At 53.1% G+C, this 19,874-nt stretch carries 20 protein-coding genes, 3 pseudogenes and 1 riboswitch; of the genes and pseudogenes, 19 read left to right on the forward strand and 4 right to left on the reverse strand.

Annotated features, from left to right (window positions below):
* The 8 genes from B1A75_RS13635 to B1A75_RS13670 all read left to right on the forward strand — a co-directional run bounded on the left by B1A75_RS13635 (position 1) and on the right by B1A75_RS13670 (position 5,518).
* The gene (locus tag B1A75_RS13635) at positions 1-495 is read left to right on the forward strand and encodes a dihydrofolate reductase (protein WP_074043648.1); all 495 of its coding nucleotides are present in this window, start codon (positions 1-3) and stop codon (positions 493-495) included.
* Between the two features lie 212 nt (positions 496-707).
* Entirely contained in the window at positions 708-1,151 is a 444-nt protein-coding gene (locus tag B1A75_RS13640; RefSeq protein ID WP_079936359.1) for a YndM family protein, read from the forward strand.
* 313 nt (positions 1,152-1,464) lie between these two features.
* On the forward strand, positions 1,465-2,736 hold the full coding sequence (gene ilvA / locus B1A75_RS13645; RefSeq protein WP_074043646.1) for a threonine ammonia-lyase IlvA: 1,272 nt from the start codon (positions 1,465-1,467) through the stop codon (positions 2,734-2,736).
* Between the two features lie 106 nt (positions 2,737-2,842).
* On the forward strand, positions 2,843-3,094 hold the full coding sequence (locus tag B1A75_RS13650; RefSeq protein ID WP_074043652.1) for a YpmP family protein: 252 nt from the start codon (positions 2,843-2,845) through the stop codon (positions 3,092-3,094).
* A 197-nt stretch (positions 3,095-3,291) separates the two neighbouring features.
* On the forward strand, positions 3,292-3,471 hold the full coding sequence (locus B1A75_RS13655) for a hypothetical protein (protein ID WP_074043645.1): 180 nt from the start codon (positions 3,292-3,294) through the stop codon (positions 3,469-3,471).
* A 48-nt stretch (positions 3,472-3,519) separates the two neighbouring features.
* A complete protein-coding gene (locus B1A75_RS13660) occupies positions 3,520-4,089 on the forward strand; it encodes an SCO family protein (RefSeq protein ID WP_079936360.1) in 570 nt (189 codons plus the stop codon).
* A 71-nt stretch (positions 4,090-4,160) separates the two neighbouring features.
* On the forward strand, positions 4,161-4,946 hold the full coding sequence (locus B1A75_RS13665; protein ID WP_079936361.1) for an SGNH/GDSL hydrolase family protein: 786 nt from the start codon (positions 4,161-4,163) through the stop codon (positions 4,944-4,946).
* Positions 4,943-5,518 (forward strand): YpmS family protein, encoded by a 576-nt coding sequence (locus B1A75_RS13670; protein WP_079936362.1) that lies wholly within the window; start codon positions 4,943-4,945, stop codon positions 5,516-5,518. Before B1A75_RS13665 ends, B1A75_RS13670 begins: the two co-directional genes overlap by 4 nt.
* A gap of 74 nt (positions 5,519-5,592) precedes the next feature.
* Here B1A75_RS13670 and B1A75_RS13675 read toward each other — a convergent pair whose 3' ends face one another.
* Positions 5,593-6,957, reverse strand: coding sequence for an RsmF rRNA methyltransferase first C-terminal domain-containing protein (locus tag B1A75_RS13675; protein ID WP_079936363.1), 1,365 nt, complete (start codon positions 6,955-6,957; stop codon positions 5,593-5,595).
* A gap of 28 nt (positions 6,958-6,985) precedes the next feature.
* Positions 6,986-7,579, reverse strand: coding sequence for a glycerol-3-phosphate 1-O-acyltransferase PlsY (plsY, locus tag B1A75_RS13680; protein WP_011231258.1), 594 nt, complete (start codon positions 7,577-7,579; stop codon positions 6,986-6,988).
* A 175-nt stretch (positions 7,580-7,754) separates the two neighbouring features.
* Here plsY and B1A75_RS13685 point away from each other — a divergent pair, with 175 nt between their 5' ends.
* From B1A75_RS13685 to B1A75_RS13705, 4 genes are all read left to right on the forward strand, one after another.
* Complete coding sequence (locus tag B1A75_RS13685; RefSeq protein WP_011231257.1) at positions 7,755-8,180, forward strand: OsmC family protein; 426 nt, start codon at positions 7,755-7,757, stop codon at positions 8,178-8,180.
* Between the two features lie 300 nt (positions 8,181-8,480).
* Positions 8,481-8,849 carry a P-II family nitrogen regulator gene (locus B1A75_RS13695; RefSeq protein WP_074043638.1) on the forward strand — a complete coding sequence of 123 codons (369 nt, stop codon included), beginning with the start codon at positions 8,481-8,483 and terminating at the stop codon, positions 8,847-8,849.
* Positions 8,846-10,147: an ammonium transporter gene (locus B1A75_RS13700; RefSeq protein ID WP_074043637.1), complete on the forward strand. Its 1,302-nt coding sequence runs from the start codon at positions 8,846-8,848 to the stop codon at positions 10,145-10,147. The genes B1A75_RS13695 and B1A75_RS13700 overlap by 4 nt, the downstream gene beginning before the upstream one ends.
* A gap of 275 nt (positions 10,148-10,422) precedes the next feature.
* Positions 10,423-12,045, forward strand: a complete 1,623-nt coding sequence (locus B1A75_RS13705; protein ID WP_079936365.1) for a bifunctional metallophosphatase/5'-nucleotidase — start codon at positions 10,423-10,425, stop codon at positions 12,043-12,045.
* Between the two features lie 168 nt (positions 12,046-12,213).
* Here B1A75_RS13705 and pepT read toward each other — a convergent pair whose 3' ends face one another.
* Positions 12,214-13,449, reverse strand: coding sequence for a peptidase T (gene pepT / locus B1A75_RS13710; RefSeq protein ID WP_079936366.1), 1,236 nt, complete (start codon positions 13,447-13,449; stop codon positions 12,214-12,216).
* Positions 13,450-14,039: 590 nt separating this feature from the next.
* On the opposite strand from pepT, the pseudogene B1A75_RS13715 reads away from it, so the two are divergent.
* From B1A75_RS13715 to B1A75_RS13730, 4 genes and pseudogenes are all read left to right on the forward strand, one after another.
* A pseudogene (locus B1A75_RS13715) lies at positions 14,040-14,780 on the forward strand (threonine synthase); the annotation flags it as partial.
* A 153-nt stretch (positions 14,781-14,933) separates the two neighbouring features.
* Positions 14,934-16,046, forward strand: a complete 1,113-nt coding sequence (gene tnpB / locus B1A75_RS13720) for an IS200/IS605 family element RNA-guided endonuclease TnpB (protein WP_074043634.1) — start codon at positions 14,934-14,936, stop codon at positions 16,044-16,046.
* Positions 16,047-16,153: 107 nt separating this feature from the next.
* Positions 16,154-16,633: pseudogene (locus tag B1A75_RS13725) on the forward strand (pyridoxal-phosphate dependent enzyme); the annotation flags it as partial.
* A 110-nt stretch (positions 16,634-16,743) separates the two neighbouring features.
* A riboswitch (FMN riboswitch) is annotated at positions 16,744-16,875 on the forward strand.
* Between the two features lie 151 nt (positions 16,876-17,026).
* Positions 17,027-17,611, forward strand: coding sequence for an ECF transporter S component (locus tag B1A75_RS13730; protein ID WP_074043633.1), 585 nt, complete (start codon positions 17,027-17,029; stop codon positions 17,609-17,611).
* 67 nt (positions 17,612-17,678) lie between these two features.
* On the opposite strand, the gene B1A75_RS13735 is transcribed toward B1A75_RS13730, so the two are convergent.
* On the reverse strand, positions 17,679-18,293 hold the full coding sequence (locus B1A75_RS13735) for a sulfite oxidase-like oxidoreductase (protein WP_074043632.1): 615 nt from the start codon (positions 18,291-18,293) through the stop codon (positions 17,679-17,681).
* A 173-nt stretch (positions 18,294-18,466) separates the two neighbouring features.
* Here B1A75_RS13735 and B1A75_RS13740 point away from each other — a divergent pair.
* The 3 genes and pseudogenes from B1A75_RS13740 to B1A75_RS20335 form a co-directional block, all read left to right on the forward strand.
* A pseudogene (locus B1A75_RS13740) lies at positions 18,467-18,628 on the forward strand (zinc ribbon domain-containing protein); the annotation flags it as partial.
* A 187-nt stretch (positions 18,629-18,815) separates the two neighbouring features.
* Positions 18,816-19,313 carry a GrpB family protein gene (locus B1A75_RS13745; protein ID WP_074043631.1) on the forward strand — a complete coding sequence of 166 codons (498 nt, stop codon included), beginning with the start codon at positions 18,816-18,818 and terminating at the stop codon, positions 19,311-19,313.
* Between the two features lie 207 nt (positions 19,314-19,520).
* Entirely contained in the window at positions 19,521-19,610 is a 90-nt protein-coding gene (locus B1A75_RS20335; protein WP_021322622.1) for a putative holin-like toxin, read from the forward strand.
* The last annotated feature ends 264 nt before the right edge of the window (positions 19,611-19,874 follow it).

Consider the following 19,874-nt stretch of genomic DNA (forward strand, 5'->3'; position numbering starts at 1 on the left):
ATGATTTCGCACATTGTGGCGATGGATGAAAACCGGGTGATCGGCAAAGACAACCGCTTGCCTTGGCATTTGCCGGCCGATTTGGCGTATTTTAAACGGGTGACGATGGGCCATGCCATCGTGATGGGGCGCAAAACGTTTGAAGCGATCGGCCGCCCGCTTCCTGGGCGGGAAAACGTCGTCGTCACGCGCAACCGCTCGTTTCGCCCGGAAGGCTGCCTTGTGCTTCATTCGCTTGAGGAAGTAAAGCAATGGATCGCTGCTCGCGCCGATGAAGTGTTTATCATCGGCGGGGCTGAATTGTTTGAAGTGACGATGCCCATCGCTGATCGGCTGTATGTGACGAAAATTTTTGCTTCCTTCCCCGGCGATACGTTTTATCCCCCTATTTTGGAAGATGAGTGGGACATCGTTTCCTATACGCCGGGGGTGAAAGACGAAAGAAATCCGTATGAACACGCCTTTCTCATTTACGAGCGGAAAGAGACAAAATAGGCACATATCGTACGTTGGCATGAACGTGCGTTTGCAGCTGGCGTACGGAAAGTTGAAGAAGGCGTCCCAAAAACATGGGACGTCTTTTTTAGTCGGGATACGAACGTTTTGAAACCGACCGCGCCGAACGGTCAAGTGTGTTTTTTCTGCATAGAAGCGGGGCAAAAAAGGAACGATAACAACTAGAACAACGATGGAAATGGAGGAAGACGATGAAGCATATCGTTCCGTTTGTCGTCAAACTGGCCGCTTGGAGCGTCGTCTTGTTTTCGATGTTTACGATCTTCAATGCCCCGCTTTCCTTGATTTCACTCATGACGATCGTGACGGCGCTTGTTTCTTATATTATCGGCGATCTGTTCGTGTTGCCGCGCGTCGGCCATTTTGTCGCTGCCGCTCTTGACGTGCTGCTTTCCTTTTTGCTTATTTGGCCGGTCAGCTTTGCACTCATTGCCCCGTCCGTCAACATGGCGTACGGCGCGTTTTTCAGCGCCTTGGCGATCGGAGCGGTTGAAGCGTTTTTCCATTTGTATATGGAAAACCATGTGCACGAAGAAGCAAGACGGGAAGAAGCGCACCGCTGGTATGATGAGGGAAGATGGGCGACGGAATTTGCCGAGGAAGAAGAGTTCAAAAAAGAGGACGACCGGGCATAGCGCCGGTCGTTTTTTCTGTCCGCTTGCGCATTAAGAAGTAGTTCGCCGTGCAGGTGTTGCACATTCGCCGCGTTGCCGTCTGGTGAGGTGGCTAGGGAGAGGTTTCGAGCAGGAAGGACGGCGCTCATCGGATGGCGTCAGGCCAAAAACGTGAGTCCGGCCGGCGGAAGCGCCCGGTAAAGCGGGACAATCGCGATGATCGCGAGCCAGCCCATCTTCACTCAAAAACTTTTCGAAAATTCCCTTTTCTTTTTGCGAATTTGTGATATAATCTACAAATCAAAGACAACTTAGAAAGAAAGGGAACGAGAACATGGAACAACAGCTGAAACGAAAGCAAGGGGCGGTATACGTCGAGGACATTTTGATCGCGTATCATACGCTGAAGGATGTTGTTTCCCATACGCCGCTGCAAAAAAACCCGCTGTTATCCGAGCGCTATGAATGCAATGTCTACTTAAAGCGCGAGGATTTGCAAGTCGTGCGTTCGTTTAAGCTGCGCGGGGCGTACAACCGGATGAAGCATTTAACCGATGAGGAGCGGAGAAACGGGGTGGTATGCGCCAGCGCCGGCAACCATGCCCAAGGAGTGGCTTACTCGTGCCGGGCGCTTGGCGTGCATGGGAAAATTTACATGCCCGCGACCACGCCTCGGCAAAAAGTGTCGCAAGTGCAGCTATTTGGCAAAGACATGGTCGAGATCGTGCTTGTCGGCGACACGTTTGATGATTCATACAACGAAGCGGTGAAGTGCGCCGAGGCGGAAGGGCGGACGTTCATCCATCCGTTTGATGATGAATACGTCATTGCCGGACAGGGGACGATTGGCGTCGAGGTGTTAAACGACTGCGATGAACCGATCGACTTTTTGTTCGCCAGCATCGGCGGCGGGGGATTGATGGCCGGACTTGGGACGTATGTGAAAAGCATTTCTCCGTCCACCAAGGTGATCGGCGTCGAGCCGGCTGGCGCCCCGTCGATGAAAGCGGCGCTCGAGCGCGGACATGTCGTGACGCTCGAGGAAATCGACAAGTTCGTGGATGGGGCTGCCGTCAAGACGGTCGGGGAAAAGACGTTCGCCTTATGCCGCGGGGTGCTTGATGACATCGTCGTCGTTCCGGAAGGGAAAGTGTGCACGACGATTTTGGAGCTGTACAACGAAAACGCCATTGTCGCCGAACCGGCGGGGGCGCTGCCGATCGCCGCGCTTGATTTTTACAAGGAACAAATCCGCGGCAAGACGGTCGTCTGCGTCGTCAGCGGCGGCAACAACGACATCGACCGGATGCAGGAAATCAAAGAACGCTCGATGATTTACGAAGGACTGCAACACTATTTCATCGTCAACTTCCCGCAGCGGGCTGGGGCGTTGCGCGAGTTTTTGGATGAAGTACTTGGGCCGACCGATGACATCACCCGGTTTGAGTACACGAAGAAAAACAACAAAGAAAGCGGCCCGGCGCTCGTCGGCATCGAGCTGAAACGGCGCGAAGACTACGCGCCGCTCATCGAGCGGATGAAGAAAAAAGGCTTCCCGTTCCAAGAAGTGAACAAAGACCCGAACTTGTTCCATTTATTGATCTAACGAAAAAATACGAAAAAAGTCGGAACAAATTCGCCGCATTCCGACATACTTTTTCACCGGATTGGTGTATAATAGAAGTAAATCGGTGAAAAAGAGGATTGATATTTTGCTATTCAAAAGCCTCGAGTTCAAAAACGCGTATGGGCAGAAAGTGAAGATTATCGAAATTCCTGTATTGGAGGAAGAGAACACGTACCGATTCATGGTCCAACTGCGCTTGGAGGCGTTTATTGCAAAGGTGTACCGATCGAGAACGAGCCGTTCTGTGTATTCGTTCCGCGAACATTTGAAGAAAGTGCTGAAATGGCCTGTATATGAACAGATCTTTAAAGAGACGGTGTTAAAGCATAATGCATGATCGTTGTTGTTTTGCCTCTGGCCGGCAAAACAACTTTTTTTTGGTGGGATTTTGGGCGGTTTCGTTATATAATTGAAACGAGATGACGATGGGGGAGAAACGAAAAGTTCGGCGGAAACTCCGCATGGCCGCTTGATTGAACGCCGCGGGGCGTCCTTGGAACTGGATTCGCCCTTGATGCATACGGGAGTGAATCGATGAAAAACGTAAAAATTGTAACCGATTCGACAGCCGATGTGCCGGCGGCAGTGCCCGCCGAAATGGTTTCGAGCATGATCGGCCACACGCGGGTTGAAACGACGCCGGTCATTTCCATTCACACCGGCCCTGGGGCGCTTGCGCTCATGTACTATACTGAAGAACCAGATCGAGAATAAGTGCAGCTCGAAGGAAAAATGATGTAGACGGAAAAGGATGAACGAGCGATGTGGAAACGGATGATGATCGTGGCAGTTTGTTTGCTCGCGGCGTGCGGAAAAACGATTCCGGACGCCAAAAACTGGCCGGTCGCCGACTTTACGTTCGTCGATCAGTCCGGCAAGCCGTTTGGGCTTCGCGACTTGAAAGGAAAAGTATGGGTCGCCGATTTTATTTTTACGAATTGTGAAACGGTTTGTCCGCCGATGACGGCCCATATGGCGAAATTGAAGGAAAAGGCGGAAGAAAAAGGGCTTGATGTGGAATTTGTTTCGTTCAGCGTCGACCCCGAAGTCGATACGCCCGAAAAACTCGAAGCCTATGCGAAACAGTTTACAGACGATCTATCAAACTGGCATTTGCTGACCGGATACAGCCTCGCCGAAATCAGCGAGCTGGCGCAAAAAAGCTTTAAAACGATCGTGCAAAAGCCCGCCAATGATGACCAAGTCATCCACGGCACAAGCTTTTATTTAGTCGGTCCGGACGGTAAAGTGGCGCAAACGTACAACGGCGTGGAAAATGTGCCGTATGACACGATTTTGGAGCATATCGAAATTTTGCAGTCGTCGCGCTAAGGCAAAGGCGGTGCCGCTGTTTTGCCTTCTTTTCGCCTCTCCCTTGTTGCGGCAAAAGGCAGGTGTCAAACGTGAAACGATGGGGATGGCTGATCATATGGAGTTGGCTGCTTGTCGGATGCGCCGCCTTTTCAGCCGGCGGGAAACTGGAGCACCCGAATGAAGCGGCCGGCAAACTGCTGGAAGCGAAGCCGCTGCCGAAAGATATTCATTTGGTCGCTTTAGGCGATTCGTTGACGGAAGGAGTGGGAGACGGCGAAGGGAAAGGCGGCTATGTCGGCCGCCTTGTCCCGCTCCTTTCGGCAGAAGAAGGGGTGCGAACGGTGACAGTGACGAATTTCGGCAAGCGCGGCCGGCGTATCGTCGACCTCGAGCCGGTCATTGCCGCTCATCGAAAGGAGCTCGGGCAGGCGGATGTGATAGTGCTGACAATTGGCGGCAACGATGTGATGAACGTCGTTCGTTCGCACTTTTTGGACTTGTCGCGCGAGCGGTTTCGGCAAGCGAGGGAAATGTTTGCCGACCGGCTCGACCATCTGTTGATCTCGTTGCGCACCGTCAACCCGGATGCGGTCGTTGTGCTCGTCGGCTTATACAATCCGTTTTCCAGCACGTTGCCGAACATTCCGGAAATCGATGACGTCATCGCTGAGTGGAACAGCGCCAGCCGGGCAGTGCTTTCACGGTATGACCGGACGATCTTCGTTGATATTCAAGACATCTTCATCGACCGCGACGAATTACTTCATCGCGACGAATTTCATCCGAATGCCGCAGGATACGAACAGATTGCCATGCGAGTGTATGAAGCGTTAGATCAACAAAAAGAGTGGTGGGTAGGGAGCTTATTGCAATGAATTGGAAACGAGCGTTTTGGATGTTGGCGGCTGTCAACGCGGCGGTCATTGTTTTAGCCGCCGCCTGGCTGCTTAAGCCGTCTCCGCCGGTGAAACGGCCGGCGCACCCGGATGTCGAAGGAGTCTCATTTACTGTTTACTCGAAGAAAGCACATTTGAACGCCGTCATTAACGATTATTTGGTGAAAAAAACGAAAGGCCATTCGCTGCAATACCGCGTTTGGCTCGCCGATCGCGTCTATGTTTCAAGCGAAATCCCTATTTTAGGTCGTCCGGTCGAACTCGTCGTCTCGTTTGTGCCAAAAGTGGTCAAAGGAGGGAATGTCGAGCTCACGGAGCCGACGATTTCGCTTGGCGATTGGAAGCTGCCGGTGACGTATGTGCTTCGCTACTTGCAAAAGCACGCCCCGCTGCCCGATGAAGTGGCGATTGACCCGGAGCACACCCGTGTCTACGTCGCACTCACTGACATTCGCTTTGGCAACAGCTATCAAGTCGCGGCGAAAAAAATCGATTTGGCCGCCGATGAGATCGTGTTTACCTTAACGATTCCGACCAAGCAGCACCAGTAAAAAAGACTGTCCGCGTTTGCAGGACAGTCTTTTTTGCGGTTGGGAGCTCCTTTGCCATCCGCTTTTCCGACGTTTTAGACGAGGCGCAGCCCTTTCGGATAAAAGTTTTTCACCGTTCCTTTCACTTCTTTCCCCCAGGCGAACGGAAATCCATCCACAGCCACAAGCAGCCAACCGCGGTTGCCGTTGGTGGAAAGCGTCTCCCCGCGCCAATATTGGACGATTTCGCGGCTCGCGCTCGATAGGTCAAGCACATGTTTCGCTTCCTCTGTCCGCAGCGCCAAGGCAAGGGCATGGTTCGGCTCAAACCGCTCTTTTTTCACATCCCCTAAGTGCAACCCGGCGCGGACGATTTTCAAACCGGACAAATCCGGGCAACGCTCGGGCAACACAGTCAAATGGGCGCCAAATGACACGAACGTGCCGTCTCGTTTTGTCCGCAATGCCTCTTGTTCAAACTGTCGATACAGGCGGATAGCGGCTTTTGGCGCGCTCGATTTCGCCCACCGCCCCCGCCAAGGCGGGGTGGGCCGCTGTTTTTGCAGTTTGGCGACAAAATGCCCTTCCCCTTTCAGACGGTGCGGCCAAAGGCGGGCGGCGTGTACGAGATCGGATCGATTGGTTTTCGTCCACTCCGGCCGCCCCGGCTCGATGCCGCCGATTTTCGCAATTGGCAGCAACCGCAAATCATCGTGCGCCTCAAGCAGCCATTCAATCGTTTGCTCGTTTTCCTCAGGAGAGAACGTGCACGTGGAATAGACGAGAATGCCGCCTTCTTTCAGCATCGCATAGGCGCTTTCCAAAATGCGCCGCTGTCTGGCCGCACACTCTTCGACGTAAGCCGGGCTCCAAAACGAAGCGGCCTCTTCATCCTTGCGAAACATGCCTTCGCCGGAACAGGGGGCGTCGACTAAAATTTTGTCAAAAAAGCCTGGAAACCGCTCGGCAAGCGCCTCGGGAGTTTCATTGACGACAACGGTGTTCGTCAAGCCGAACCGTTCGACGTTCTCTGCGAGCGCTTTGACCCGTTTCGGGTGGATTTCGTTGGCGACAAGCAGCCCTTTGTTTTCCATCATCGCTCCAAGCTGGGTCGTTTTCCCGCCAGGGGCGGCGCACAAGTCAAGCACTGTCTCCCCAGGGGCGGGACGCAGCGCTTCGGCGACCGCCATCGCGCTCGGTTCTTGAATGTAATACAGGCCGGCCGCATGGTACGGATGCTTTCCCGGCTGTTCGTCCGGCTCATAATAAAACCCGGTCGGGCAAAACGGCACCGGGGAAAGGGAAAAGGGCGCCGTTTTTGCCCATGCGCCCGGGTCGGTTTTCAACGGATTGACGCGCAAGCCGTTGATTTTTTCGTTTTCATAAACAGCGAAAAACTCGTCTGCTTCTTCATCAAGCAGCTTCTTCATTTTCGCGACAAATGCTTCCGGCAATCTCAACGCAACAAACTCCTTTCTCCGTCCGTCGTCATGAGCGTTTGCCTGGCCATTTCACTTTTGGCTCCGTTTTGTTCAAGATGCGTTGAATGTTGGCGCGATGACGATAAAAGATAAACGAAGCCAGCAACAACACTGCCACCGTCAATGGAATGTCGTCAGTGAAAAAGACGGTGTACACGACCGCATACAGCGCCGCGGCCATCGATGACAGGGAGACGTAGCGTGAAACAGCCAAGACGACAAGAAACACGGCGATGAGCGACAAAAAGAACAACGGAGAATAAAACAGCATCACCCCGCCCGATGTCGCCACCGCCTTGCCGCCGCGGAACTTGGCGAACACCGGATACATATGGCCGACCACGGCGATCGCCCCGGCCAAAAGCGGATGCACGGGGACGGAAAAAAGCATCGGCAGGCTCGCCGCCAGCGTCCCTTTTAGCATATCGCCGACAATGACGATCGTTCCCGCTTTCGCCCCAAGCACGCGGAACGTGTTTGTTCCCCCAAGATTGCCGCTCCCGTGTTCGCGGATGTCGATCCCGTAGCCGATTTTCCCGACAAGAAGGCCAAACGGAATCGAGCCGAGAAGATAAGCAAGAAGCAAAATGAGTGCGGTCATCGAATCAAACACCCTTTACTCAACAAGTTTGTGCATGTTTCTATTTTAACATGCATGAGCGAAAACGGTAGACAGGAATTTTGCATTTCAAGGACATAGCCGCTAAACTGAAAAGAAGAAACGGGCTGTCGGAAAGTCCGTCCGACCCCGGACAGATGAGAAAGGAGCGACCATGATGAAAACGACGGTTGTATGGAACGGAAACATGTCATTCAGCGGCCAAAGCGCTTCCGGTGTGGTGATTCCGATCGACGCCGCGAAAGACGTCGGCGGCAACGATTCAGGCGCTCGGCCGATGGAGCTTTTGCTTCACGCCTTAGCCGGCTGCACCGGCATTGACATCGTTTTGATCTTGCGGAAAATGCGGCTTGATGTCCGCGCGTTTTCGATGGAAGTCGAAGGAACGCGCGCCGATGACCACCCAAAGCGGTTTACAGAGATTCATATTCATTACGCGCTCGAAGGCGATTTGCCGGAAGACAAGGTCGTCCGCGCCATTCGGTTGTCAAAAGAAAAATATTGTTCCGTTTCCCATTCGTTAAATGCCGCCATTACGGCGAGCTATTCGATCAACGGCGTGCGCGGGAAGGAGACGATCTAACAAGGAGAAGGGCTTGACGTTCATGGCCGTTTCGCGTGGCATAGCGTCGAATGACAATACGATGAAAAAGGTGTTCCGATCGTTTGCGGAACACCTTTTTTGTGTTAGAACGGATAACGGCGATCAGTCGTTTGGATGGACACCCTGCCGATCCGCTTTCCTTCGAGTTATGCCCGATAGGCGGCGCGCAAAAAAACTTTGTCCTCATACTTGACACAGCTCTTTTAATTGTTATAATTTTTAACATAAATACGTTATATTTTATTACACAAGAAACGGTTGAGGGGGGCGGCGGGAAACATGAAAAAAATTGAAGCGATCATCCGGCCGGAAAAATTGACCGATACGATTAAAGGGCTGAAACAGATCGGCATCACCGGGTTTACCGTTTCGCAAGTCGTTGGGCGGGGAAAACAGAAGGACACGCAAGGAGTTTACCGAGGAAAAAACTACAAAGTGACGCTTCACCCGAAAGTGAAGCTGGAAATTGTTCTTTCCGATTATATGGTCGAGCGGACGATTCAAACCATTGTCGCCGCTGCGCAAACCGGGGAAGACGGAGATGGGAAAATTTTCGTCTACCCGGTGTTTGAGGCGTACAACATTCGTACGGGCACGTTGGATTTTGATATCGACGAGTTAGCCAATCAGCGGGAGGGACAGGCATGATCGAGCAAGTCAATGCAGTGTGGATCGTCATCGCTGCGGCGATGGTGCTGTTTATGGAAGGCGGATTTAGCTTGCTGGAAGCAGGGCTGGTGCGGACGAAAAACGCCGTCAATGTGACAATGAAAATTTTCGTTGATTTGACCGTTGGAGCGCTCGCCTTTTGGTTCATTGGCTTTGGGTTGATGTTTGGCGATGATGCGTTTGGATGGGTCGGCACGACATTGTTTGGGACGCCGGAACGTATTTCGTTGTCTGTTCCGTTGCCTAGCGCGGCGTTCGTTTTGTTTCAAATCGGGTTTGCGGTGGCGTGTGTGTCGATTATTTCCGGCGCGGTTGCCGAGCGGATGAATTTTAAGGCATACATTGTGACGGTTCTTCTCGTTTGCGCTGCCGTTTACCCATTATCGGGCCATTGGATTTGGCATAGCGACGGCTGGTTGGCGAAACTTGGGATGAAAGATTTCGCAGGGTCAGCAGCGATTCATGCGCTCGGCGGCTTTGCGGCGCTGGCGATCGCCAAGCGGCTCGGGCCGCGAAAAGGGCGGTTCAACTCGGATGGCAGTGTGAACGTATTTGCGCCGAGCAATATTCCGCTTGCTTCGGCTGGGGCGTTCATTTTATGGTTTGGCTGGTTTGCGTTTAATGCGGGCAGTACGCTCGACGCATCCAATAAAGCATTGGCATCGATCGCCCTCAACACGATGCTGTCAGGGGCGGCCGGGGGCGCGTCGGCGCTCTTCGTGACGATGAAAAAGTACGGAAAAGCCGATCCAAGCATGGTCATGAACGGTGTATTGTCCGGTCTGGTGGCCATTACGGCCGGTTGCGCCTTCGTTTCGCAATGGAGCGCGGTGCTGATCGGTCTTGTGAGCGGCGTCATCGTCGTCTATGCGACGCTGTTGGTCGATGCGTTGAAAATTGATGACCCGGTCGGTGCGGTGGCGGTTCATGGGTTTAATGGGGTGTTTGGCACGCTCGCCGTCGGTTTGTTCGACTCGACGCAAGGATTGTTGACGACCGGTCATGCGTCGTTGTTCATCACCCAACTGCTTGGCGCGTTCACGGTCATCGTTTGGGGCTTCGTCAGCGGTGCGCTCATCGCGAACGTATGCGCCAAAACGGTCGGGCTCCGGGCGACAGAGCGTGAGGAAGAAGAAGGGCTCGATATGGCGTACCACGGCATTCCGGCTTACAATGAACTCGAGCGGTTTGCCGATCTCCCGGGCGGGTTGTACGATTTTGAGGAGACGACCGGCATTCGCGTTGCTCCGTTAAACAAGAAAAACGCGGTCGGTTGAACGCTCTTGCACCTACGCTTGTGCTTCGAGGTGGGAGATTCTTGGGAACACCCGCCCCACGGCAGGCTGTCCACCGAGCTAAAAGGGAAAGGCTGTCCGAAGAGATACGTTCAACAGACTCTATCGGGCGGTCTTTTTTGTTTCTGTTGTTCTCAACAGTCAGTTGTGAATTTACAAAATATTTACGAAAAATCATCCTTTCTGCTCTATCATTGTATTGACTCGCAAGGATATAATGGGAGTGAACGAGAAGGCGAGAGAAAGGGGAACCGGGAATGAAGAATTCCAAACGATGGGGAAGACGGGTGCTATCCGCATTGGCTGCTGCAGCGGTGCTGGCCGCGACTCCAGTTGGGGCGGCAGGGAACGGGAAAAGCAAGGGAAAGCCGCCTGCTTCCTCGCACCGTTATATTGAGGTGCAGCTGTTAGGCATTAACGACTTCCACGGCCAGTTGAATGTGACGAGAAAAGTCGGCGGGCGGGAAGTCGGACGGGCTGATTATTTGGCCGCTTATTTGAAACAGCGTGAGGCGGAAAACAAAAATACGCTGCTCGTCCATGCCGGCGATGCGGTCGGCGCGAGTCCGCCAGTATCGGCGCTGCTGCAGGACGAGCCGACGATCGAAGTGCTCAATAAGCTCGGCTTTGACGTCGGCACCCTTGGCAACCATGAGTTTGATGAAGGAGTAGCGGAAATGCTCCGCTTGATCCATGGCGGATACCACCCGGCGACCGGCGATTTCGCCGGAGCGGATTTTCCGTACGTGAGCGCCAACGTCGTTGATGCGCAAACGGGAAAGCCGATTCTCCCGCCATATGTGATTAAGCGGGTCAACGGCATGCCGATCGGATTTATCGGCGTCACGCTCACGGAAACACCAACGATTGTGACGCCAAGCGGCGTCGCGGGAGTCAAGTTCATCGATGAAGCAACAGCGATTAACAAAGCGGTCCGGGAACTGAAGAAAAAAGGGGTGCAAACGATCATCGTTCTCGCCCATAACCCAGGCGTATCCAATCCGGATGGGACAAACGCAAGCGGGGAAATTGTCGATATCGCCAAAAATGTCGATGATGAAGTCGACGTGATTTTCGCCGGTCATAACCATGCCTATTTAAATGCGGTTGTGGACGGCAAGCTGCTCGTTCAGTCGTATTCATACGGCACGGCGTTTTCTGATGTCGATTTGAAAATCGACCCACGCACGAAAGACGTCGTCGCAAAAAAAGCGGAGATCGTGACGACATATCATGACGGCATCACTCCGGACCCGGAAATTCGGACGCTCATTGAAAAATATGAAGCGAAAGTCGCGCCGCTTGTCAACCAAGTCATTGGTACAGCGGCCGAAACGATCACCGATGAACAAAACGAAAGCGGCGAGTCCGCCTTGGGCAATTTGATCGCCGATGCCCAGCGGGCGGCGATGAAAACCGATTTTGCCTTTATGAACCCGGGCGGCATTCGCGCCGATATTGAACAAGGCGAAGTGACGTGGGGCGAATTGTACAACGTTCAGCCGTTCAACAACCAGCTCGTGAAAATGACGCTCACCGGCGCGCAAATCCGCCAGCTTTTGAATCAACAATGGCAGCCAACCCAAACGCGCATGCTGCAAATCTCCGGCCTCCGCTATACATGGAGCGCCAGCAAGCCGGTCGGAGAAAAAGTCATTGACATTCAGCTTCCTGATGGCACACCGCTGAAACCGGACGCCGAGTACACGGTGACGGTCAACAGCTTCCTCGCCGACGGCGGCGATGGGTTCACGGTGTTGACGCAAGGGACAAACCGCGAGGTCGGCCCGGTCGATTTGGATGCCCTTGTTTCGTATATTCGCGGTCTTGAGCAACCGTTCTCAGCACGGATCGAGGGGCGGATCAACCGGCTTCCGTAACAGGTGTTGACCGAGGAAAAATGATGGAAGGGCGAACGGTCGCTTATCTAATGAAGAAGGTGTCCCCAAAAGACTCGGGACACCTTTTCTTTACTCCTAATGGGCGGGCTTGCAGCCGCTTGTGCTTGGACGATAGAAAAAGACCGTTCAAGAGAGTTTTTCCGCAGATCAAGATGCTTTTTGCTCGAACAGCTTGATGATCTCCACGATCACTTCGGCCGCTTTCACCATATTGTCGGCGGAAATGTATTCGTAGCGGCCGTGGAAGTTTTCGCCGCCGGCGAAAAGGTTCGGCGTCGGCAGCCCCATGTAGGAGAGCTGCGACCCGTCCGTGCCGCCGCGGATCGGTTTCACCTTTGGTTCAATGCTCAAGTTCGTCATCGCTTCGTGGGCGATGTCAACAATGTGGCGCACCGGCTCGATTTTTTCGCGCATGTTGTAATATTGGTCGTTGATTTCGAGAGTGATTCGGTCGTTTCCATATTTTTGCGCAAGCGAAGCCGCGATCTCTTTCATTTTCGCTTTGCGAGCCTCGAACTGTTCGCGGTCAAAGTCGCGGATGATGTAATGAAGCTTCGTTTCCTCTACACTGCCTTGGAACGAAAGCAAATGGTAAAACCCTTCATATCCTTCCGTATGCTCAGGCGCCTCATGGGCTGGCAGCTGCTGCTGGAACTCCATGGCGATTTTGATCGAGTTGATCATTTTTCCTTTCGCTGTGCCCGGATGGACGTTTTTTCCTTTGATCGTGATTTTCGCTTCGGCAGCGTTAAAGCTTTCATACTCCAATTCGCCAAGCGGCCCGCCGTCGACCGTGTAGGCAAATTGGGCGCCGAATTTGGCAACGTCAAATTTATGCGGCCCGCGGCCGATCTCCTCATCCGGCGTAAAGGCGACGCGCACTTTGCCATGCTTGATTTCCGGGTGTTGAATGAGATAGTTCATCGCGGTCATAATTTCGGCGATCCCCGCTTTATCGTCAGCACCAAGCAGCGTCGTCCCATCGGTCGTGATGAGCGTATGCCCTTTGTAGTGGGCAAGCTCCGGGAAGTCGTTCGGCGACAAGATGATGCCTTGTTCTTTGTTTAACACGATGTCCCCGCCGTCGTACTGTTCGATAATTTGCGGGTTGACGTTGGCTCCCGTAAACTCCGGAGCGGTGTCCATATGAGCCAAAAAGCCGATCACTGGCACGTTTTTGTCCGTATTGGCCGGCATCGTCGCCATCACGTAGCCGTTTTCGTCGACCGTGACGTCTTCCATGCCGATCGACTTCAGCTCTTCGACGAGCATTCTCGCCAGCTCCCACTGTCCCGAAGTCGACGGGCACGTATGGCTGTTTGGGTCGGATTGAGTGTTGACTTTCGCGTAGCGGATGAAGCGTTCGATCAATTCTTGTTTCATTGGCCCATCTCCTTTATGCATCGATTTGCTTGGATCGATGAATGATTCTTCCAACTGGAAAGGAAAAAATAGACGGCGCTTTCCATTTTATTTTATCATATGTGGATCGAAACAATGAAAAATAGAGGGACAACTTCATGAGGAAAAAAGGCAAGGAGGGTTCGTCGCGACGTCTTTCACGCAACAAAGCGGTTCACCGCCTAGGAAAACCGCTTCGATGTTTTGGATCGTCCGCTTTTCCTTGGTCACATCTTCGGTGCACGCTGCTTGTTTTTTTCGCTTTCTGCCTGTTTTTGCGCAGCAAGATTTCCTGGTGTCGCTTTCGTTTCCAGATTGTTCACGTTTTCTTTTGTTTTTCGATCCACTGCGATCACCTCCTGGCAGTCTATTCAGCTGGGACCATGAAATGTTCGACTATAGTGTTTGCTGGTTTGGCGCAATTATGCATAAAAGCGAGGGAGGAGATGCCGACGATGGCTATTATGTTATAGTGAAAAAGCCAACTGCCGCCGGTTATGCCTTTCTGAAACGGTGAAGGAGACACCGTTTGTCCGGTGCGGATGAAGTGAGCAAGAAAGGAGAGAAGTCATTTGCGATTCAGCTATGTATCCCACCTATATTGCCCAAAGTGTGAACGTACATACGATGTCGACCAAATCCATCAACTTTGCGAATGCGGTTCGCCGCTTCTTGTCGCTTACGACTTGGAGTCGATGCGCCAAAAAGTCAAGAGGGATGTGCTGAGGGAACGTGAAGCGAATTTATGGCGTTATCATGAGTTGCTGCCGGTAAAGCATCCTGAACATATCGTGTCGCTCGGCGAAGGGATGACGCCGCTTGTGCCGATGCAGCGCTTAGGGCGGGAAATCGGCATTGAAGCGCTCTACATGAAAGACGAAGGGGTTATTCCAACAGGGACGTTTAAAGCTCGCGGCGCGGCGGTTGGGGTGTCGAAAGCAAAGGAACTGGGCGTCAAACAGCTCGCGATGCCGACAAACGGCAACGCGGGTGCGGCGTGGTCGCTCTATGCCGCTCGAGCCGGCATCCAGGCGACGGTCGTCATGCCGGTTGATGCGCCGGAACTGACGCGAAAGGAATGCGCCATCGCTGGGGCGGAACTGTATTTAGTCAACGGCCTCATTAGCGATGCCGGGCAAATTGTCGCCAAAGCAATCCGCGAATATGGCTGGTACGATGCGTCGACGTTGAAAGAACCGTACCGGATTGAAGGGAAGAAAACGATGGGACTGGAAATTGCCGAACAATTCTCGTGGCAGCTCCCGGATGTCATTTTGTATCCGACCGGCGGCGTCGGGTTGATCGGCATTTATCATCTCGCGCCGAGAAGACCCCCACTTCCACGCGTGAGCGTCAGTGGGGGATGAATCGGGATTCGTCGTCGATCTTCCTCTTGCCTCAACAAAACAGAAGGTGTAAAATGGATAGGGATAGAACATACGTTCCCTGATGTAGGAGGGAAGATCATGTATAAAGCCTATCGCTTTCGGCTGTATCCCACCCAAAAACAAGTGAAGCTCATCCACCAAACGATCGGGTGTTGCCGATTTGTGTACAACCACTTTTTGGACGAGTGGAATCAGGCGTATGAAACCACCGGAAGAGGGCTTGGCTACAACGAATGTTCCAAGAGGCTGACGGCATTGAAACAAACGCTCCCGTGGCTGAAGGCGCCCGATTCGACCGCCTTGCAAAACGCGCTGCAGCAACTGGACGAGGCGTTTGACCGGTTCTTCGATGGAATCGCGAACGCTCCCCGCTTCAAAAGCAAAAAACACCCGAATCAATCGTACACCGCCCAGTGCAACTACCCAAAGAAAGGGCGCCCATCGATCGAAGTGGACGGCCATCGCTTGAAACTCCCGAAGCTTGGATGGGTGAAGTTTGCCAAAAGCCGTGAGGTGGAAGGCCGCATTCTCTCCGCCACCGTTCGCCGAAACCGAACGGGGAAGTATTTTGTCTCCATCCTCGTCGAAACGGAAATCCCTCCATTACCGGCGACGGACAAGCAAGTGGGCGTCGATTTGGGGTTGAAACATATGGTGGTTCTTTCCACTGGAGAGAAGATGGAACACCCCCAGTATTGGCGCCGATACGAAGAGAAGCTGGCCTATTGGCAGCGGGTGATGTCCCGCCGAAAGCCGGGCGGTTCGAACTGGCGCAAAGCTCATTTGAAGGTGGCCAAGCTTCATGAGAAAATCACGAACTGCCGGAACGATTTCCTGCACAAATGGTCCACCCGGCTCATCCGCGAAAACCAAGTGGTGTGCGTGGAGGACTTGCGCGTGCGGAACATGCAGAAGAATCGCAAGCTGGCCAAGAGCATTTCCAATTCCGCATGGGGGCGTTTTCTCAACATGCTCGAGTATAAAGCGAAATGGTACGGGCGGACGGTGGTCCGTGTCGCGAGCACCTTCCCATCGAGCCAATTGTGCTCGTGCTGCGGGCATCGGCAGGTTGAAGTGAAATCGCTCGACATCCGCGAGTGGGTGTGCCCAACCTGCGGAGCCGAACATGACCGGGACCAGAACGCCGCCCGGAATATCTTGAATGAAGGCCTTCGTTTGCTGTCGTTGTAGGGCAGCTGAACCGTGGGACGCACGGGGATGGCTTGGTTGACAGCCTGCCGTGGGGCGGGTGTTCCCAAGAATCTCCCGCCTCTAAGTGTACGCGTAGGTGGGAGAGCGTTCAAAAGGCGATCAAAGAACTGCAGGCGCTCGGCTGGGTGGACGGCCGCATGCCGCGGCTTGTCGCTGTGCAGGCCGAGCATTGCGCGCCGATCGTCAAGGCGTGGAAGGAGAAAAAACGTGAATCGGAGTTTTGGCCGAACGCCCATACAGTGGCGTTTGGCATCAATGTGCCGAAAGCGCTTGGCGACTTCCTTGTTCTTGAGGCGGTGTATGAGACGGACGGTTGCGCTATTGCCGTCAACGATGAAGCGATTTTGGCTGAACAGTGGACGGCAGCCGAACTCGAAGGGGCGTTCATTTGCCCGGGAGGAGCGGCGGCGTTTGCGGCGGCCCGTCAGTTGCGCGAGAGCGGTTGGATTCGTGATGGGGAGACGGTCGTCGTATTAAATACCGGAACCGGGCTGGAATACGCCGATACGGTGGACGTCCATCCGCCGGTGCTCGAGCCGGGGGATATGCTTCCAAAGGAGAATTGACAAGTTGGCGGAGTAGGCGCCAAACATAAAACACATGAGAAAAAATGATAGACTAATGAAAAGAGGTATTGTATACTAAATTAATCAGAATAATAAAAAATGTATAAACGATTCATCTTCGGGGCAGGGTGAAATTCCCGACCGGCGGTGATGAGGCGGATGCCTCTCAGCCCGCGAGCCGCAAGGCAGGATCCGGTGCGAGTCCGGAGCCGACAGTATAGTCTGGATGGGAGAAGATGAAGGTTTGCCGGTGTTTCGTGTGTATTCGAGACGCCTAGTTGAGCATACCCTTTTTCTCCCTTAGGCTCCGTGCTTAAGGGAGTTTTTATTTGCGCTCAATACGGCAGCCTTCTTCTTGTGAGGATGGATCACGAGAAGGGGAGGAGACTTGATATGAAATCGTTCAACGTCCGCGCCTTTGTGGTCATCGGCGTCTTTAGCGCCATGGCGTATGTGCTTATGATGCTCAATTTTCCGCTGCCGCCGTTTCCCAACTTTTTGCTTGTCGACTTCAGCGACATCCCGGCGCTTGTCGCGGCGCTTTTGTACGGTCCGCTCGCCGGCGTTGCGGTCGAGCTATTCAAAAACGTGCTGAACTATGTTTTCGTCGGCAGCGCGACCGGCGTTCCGGTCGGGCAGATGGCCAATTTCACCGCCGGGGTGGCGTTCATTTTGCCTGTTTTCTATATTTATCGAAAAGCCGCGTCGAAAAAAGGCATGCTGCTGGGGCTGGCGGCGGGAACGGCGACAATGGCTCTCATCATGAGCGTGCTCAACTACTACGTCTTTTTGCCGGCATACACGCTTTTCCTCGGCGCTCCGGCGATGAGCGCGCCGGAAACAAAAGCATTGGTCATCTCGGCGATTTTGCCGTTTAACGTCGTCAAAGGAGCGATGGCGGCGGCGGTGTTTATGCTTCTCTTTTTGCGCCTTGGCTCTTGGCTTGAGAAACAAGCCGCATCCCGCCAAGCCGCTTGATGATCAAAAAGCGAGGGTGTTTTTCTCAACCCCTCGCTTTTTTGGTTTGCCGACCGCCTTGGCTTCGTCAAAAGCGAAGACGCGGCACCCACTCGGCAAATCGCTCCTCTTTAAACGGGTTGGCGGTCATCGAATAGCCGCGCTCTTCCCAATAGCCCGGCTCATCTTCCTTCATAAAGCGGATGCCGGACGCCCATTTCGCCCCTTTCCATAAGTAAAACGTCGCCGGCGGAATGAAACGGAGCGGATAGCCGTGCTTCGGCGAGATGTCCTGCCAATCGTGATGCTTGTCTTTCCATCGGTAGACAAACAAGGCATCGTCGCCCATCAGCGCCTCAAGCGGCAAGTTCGCCGAATAGCCGAACCGGTCGCCATTTAAATATCCGTAAATTTTCACGTATTTCACGTCCGGATCTAGTTCGACAAAGCGCAAAAATTCACGAAAGGCGATGCCTTCAAACGTCGTGTCGAATTTTGACCATGTTGTGACACAATGCATATCGATGGTTGAAACCGTCTTGGGCAGCTGCATCACTTCTTGATACGAAAGCGACACCTCCTCTTTCACATCGCCGAACAGTCGGAAATTCCATGTCGCTTCATCGAATTCGTACACATCTCCTTCATGCAAAATCGGCCATTTTTCGGTTTCGAATTGGCCGGGAGGGAGTTGTTTGGTCATGGTCGGCACTCCTTTTTCTGCTAAATTTCTCTTAATTATTCATGATACAAAATAGGGGCAAGGGATGCAACGAAGAGGGGAAGGAGTTCACAATTTATCATCTCGCGCCGAGAAGACCCTCACTTCCACGCATGGGCGTAAGAGGGGGATGAATCGGTATTCGCCATCGATCTCCCTCTTGCCAATTGTGCTCGTGCTGCGGGCATCGGCAGGTTGAGGTGAAATCGCTGTCCATCCGCGAGTGGGTGTGCCCGAACTGCGGAGCCGAACACGATCGAGACGAGAACGCCGCTCGGAATATTCTGAATGAAGGACTTCGTTTGCTGTCTTTGTAAGGCAGCTGAACCGTGGGACGCACGGGGATGGCTTGGTTAACAGCCTGCCGTGGGGCGGGTGTTCCCAAGAATCTCCCACCTCTAAGCGTTAGCGTAGGTGGGAGAGCGTTCAAACAAATCATTTTCAAGCGTGGAAGGGGAAGAACGGGTTTGTGTTGAAAAAAATAGGGCAGGGAGGAGAATGGACATGGAACTCGTTTCTTTTTTGCTTTCCAATCAGATTAGCGAGCGGGCGGAGCGTGTGTTTTTGGAACATAGAGAGCGTATTTTGCGGTTGCTCCCCAAGGCAGATGTGCAGCATGTCGGAAGCACGGCGATTCCCAACAGTCTCACGAAAGGGGATGTCGACCTGCAAGTGCGGGTTCCGGAGTCGATGTTTGCAGATGCCGTCGAGAAGCTATCTACCTTGTATAAGGTGAATGAGGGAAGTATTCGAACCGATTCATTTTGCGCGTTTTATGATGAGACGGCTGATTTGCCGTTAGGAGTGCAGCTGACGGCCATTGGTTCGGAACTTGATCTATTTTGGAAGTTTCGCGAGGTGTTGCTGGCCAACGATCGGTATAGAGTCGAATATGATGAGCTGAAAAAGAAATACGGAGGAAAAAACATGGAAGAATACCGACAAGCGAAACAACAGTTTTTCGGGTACCTGATGAAAACACCGGAGTTTCAGCGGCTATAGGAAGCAGGGAAGAAGGGCTGTGGAAGCGGCGGCACGAAGCAACGGGAAAAGTGGCGTTTGTCCCCCTCGGGTAGGGAAACATTCCTAATTTTCAACGAGGATGCGAATGTATATTCGCGTTTGCTTGATTTGATGGTATAATGAAACATGCACAGCCATATGCAGGGTGGGCAGTGGCCACTCCCTGAACGAAAGGGGGTGGTGCTGATGATGTCGATTGCCGACGCGCTGACGCTCATGATTGCGTTTGCGTCACTCATCGTCGCGGTGATCGCCGTATCAAAAGACAAAAAGTAACCCACCCTGCTAGGCCGAGGCGAGGGTAGGTTACGATGCCCGAGGCTTGGGCCACTGCGCTTCTTGCAGCGGCTGTGTATGGACAGGGCATTGGTGGCCGCCAATGCCCTGCTTTATTGTACGTTCCTGCTTCTTTTATTATACGCGCATAAGGAAGGGGATGACAAGAACTTTAGAGAAAGGGACAGTGAAGATCGAAAAAAATGAAAAAGAGGGTTGACTCTTTCATTTTTTTATAGTAGATTTTACATTGTCGTTCCGATT

The sequence above is a fragment of the Geobacillus sp. LEMMY01 genome (assembly GCF_002042905.1).
Taxonomy (GTDB): Bacteria; Bacillota; Bacilli; order Bacillales; family Anoxybacillaceae; genus Geobacillus; species Geobacillus proteiniphilus.

What these genes read in the sequence shown, in the direction of transcription:
- B1A75_RS13660 (WP_079936360.1), top strand. Translation starts at nt 3,520, where the DNA reads ATGTGGAAACGGATGATGATCGTGGCAGTTTGTTTGCTCGCGGCGTGC.
- B1A75_RS13745 (WP_074043631.1), top strand. Translation starts at nt 18,816, where the DNA reads ATGGAACTCGTTTCTTTTTTGCTTTCCAATCAGATTAGCGAGCGGGCG.
- tnpB (WP_074043634.1), top strand. Translation starts at nt 14,934, where the DNA reads ATGTATAAAGCCTATCGCTTTCGGCTGTATCCCACCCAAAAACAAGTG.
- B1A75_RS13685 (WP_011231257.1), top strand. Translation starts at nt 7,755, where the DNA reads ATGAAAACGACGGTTGTATGGAACGGAAACATGTCATTCAGCGGCCAA.
- B1A75_RS13735 (WP_074043632.1), bottom strand. Translation starts at nt 18,293, where the DNA reads ATGACCAAACAACTCCCTCCCGGCCAATTCGAAACCGAAAAATGGCCG.
- B1A75_RS13705 (WP_079936365.1), top strand. Translation starts at nt 10,423, where the DNA reads ATGAAGAATTCCAAACGATGGGGAAGACGGGTGCTATCCGCATTGGCT.
- B1A75_RS13695 (WP_074043638.1), top strand. Translation starts at nt 8,481, where the DNA reads ATGAAAAAAATTGAAGCGATCATCCGGCCGGAAAAATTGACCGATACG.
- ilvA (WP_074043646.1), top strand. Translation starts at nt 1,465, where the DNA reads ATGGAACAACAGCTGAAACGAAAGCAAGGGGCGGTATACGTCGAGGAC.
- B1A75_RS13730 (WP_074043633.1), top strand. Translation starts at nt 17,027, where the DNA reads ATGAAATCGTTCAACGTCCGCGCCTTTGTGGTCATCGGCGTCTTTAGC.
- B1A75_RS13640 (WP_079936359.1), top strand. Translation starts at nt 708, where the DNA reads ATGAAGCATATCGTTCCGTTTGTCGTCAAACTGGCCGCTTGGAGCGTC.
- B1A75_RS13700 (WP_074043637.1), top strand. Translation starts at nt 8,846, where the DNA reads ATGATCGAGCAAGTCAATGCAGTGTGGATCGTCATCGCTGCGGCGATG.
- B1A75_RS13670 (WP_079936362.1), top strand. Translation starts at nt 4,943, where the DNA reads ATGAATTGGAAACGAGCGTTTTGGATGTTGGCGGCTGTCAACGCGGCG.
- B1A75_RS13655 (WP_074043645.1), top strand. Translation starts at nt 3,292, where the DNA reads ATGAAAAACGTAAAAATTGTAACCGATTCGACAGCCGATGTGCCGGCG.
- pepT (WP_079936366.1), bottom strand. Translation starts at nt 13,449, where the DNA reads ATGAAACAAGAATTGATCGAACGCTTCATCCGCTACGCGAAAGTCAAC.
- B1A75_RS20335 (WP_021322622.1), top strand. Translation starts at nt 19,521, where the DNA reads ATGATGTCGATTGCCGACGCGCTGACGCTCATGATTGCGTTTGCGTCA.
- plsY (WP_011231258.1), bottom strand. Translation starts at nt 7,579, where the DNA reads ATGACCGCACTCATTTTGCTTCTTGCTTATCTTCTCGGCTCGATTCCG.
- B1A75_RS13635 (WP_074043648.1), top strand. Translation starts at nt 1, where the DNA reads ATGATTTCGCACATTGTGGCGATGGATGAAAACCGGGTGATCGGCAAA.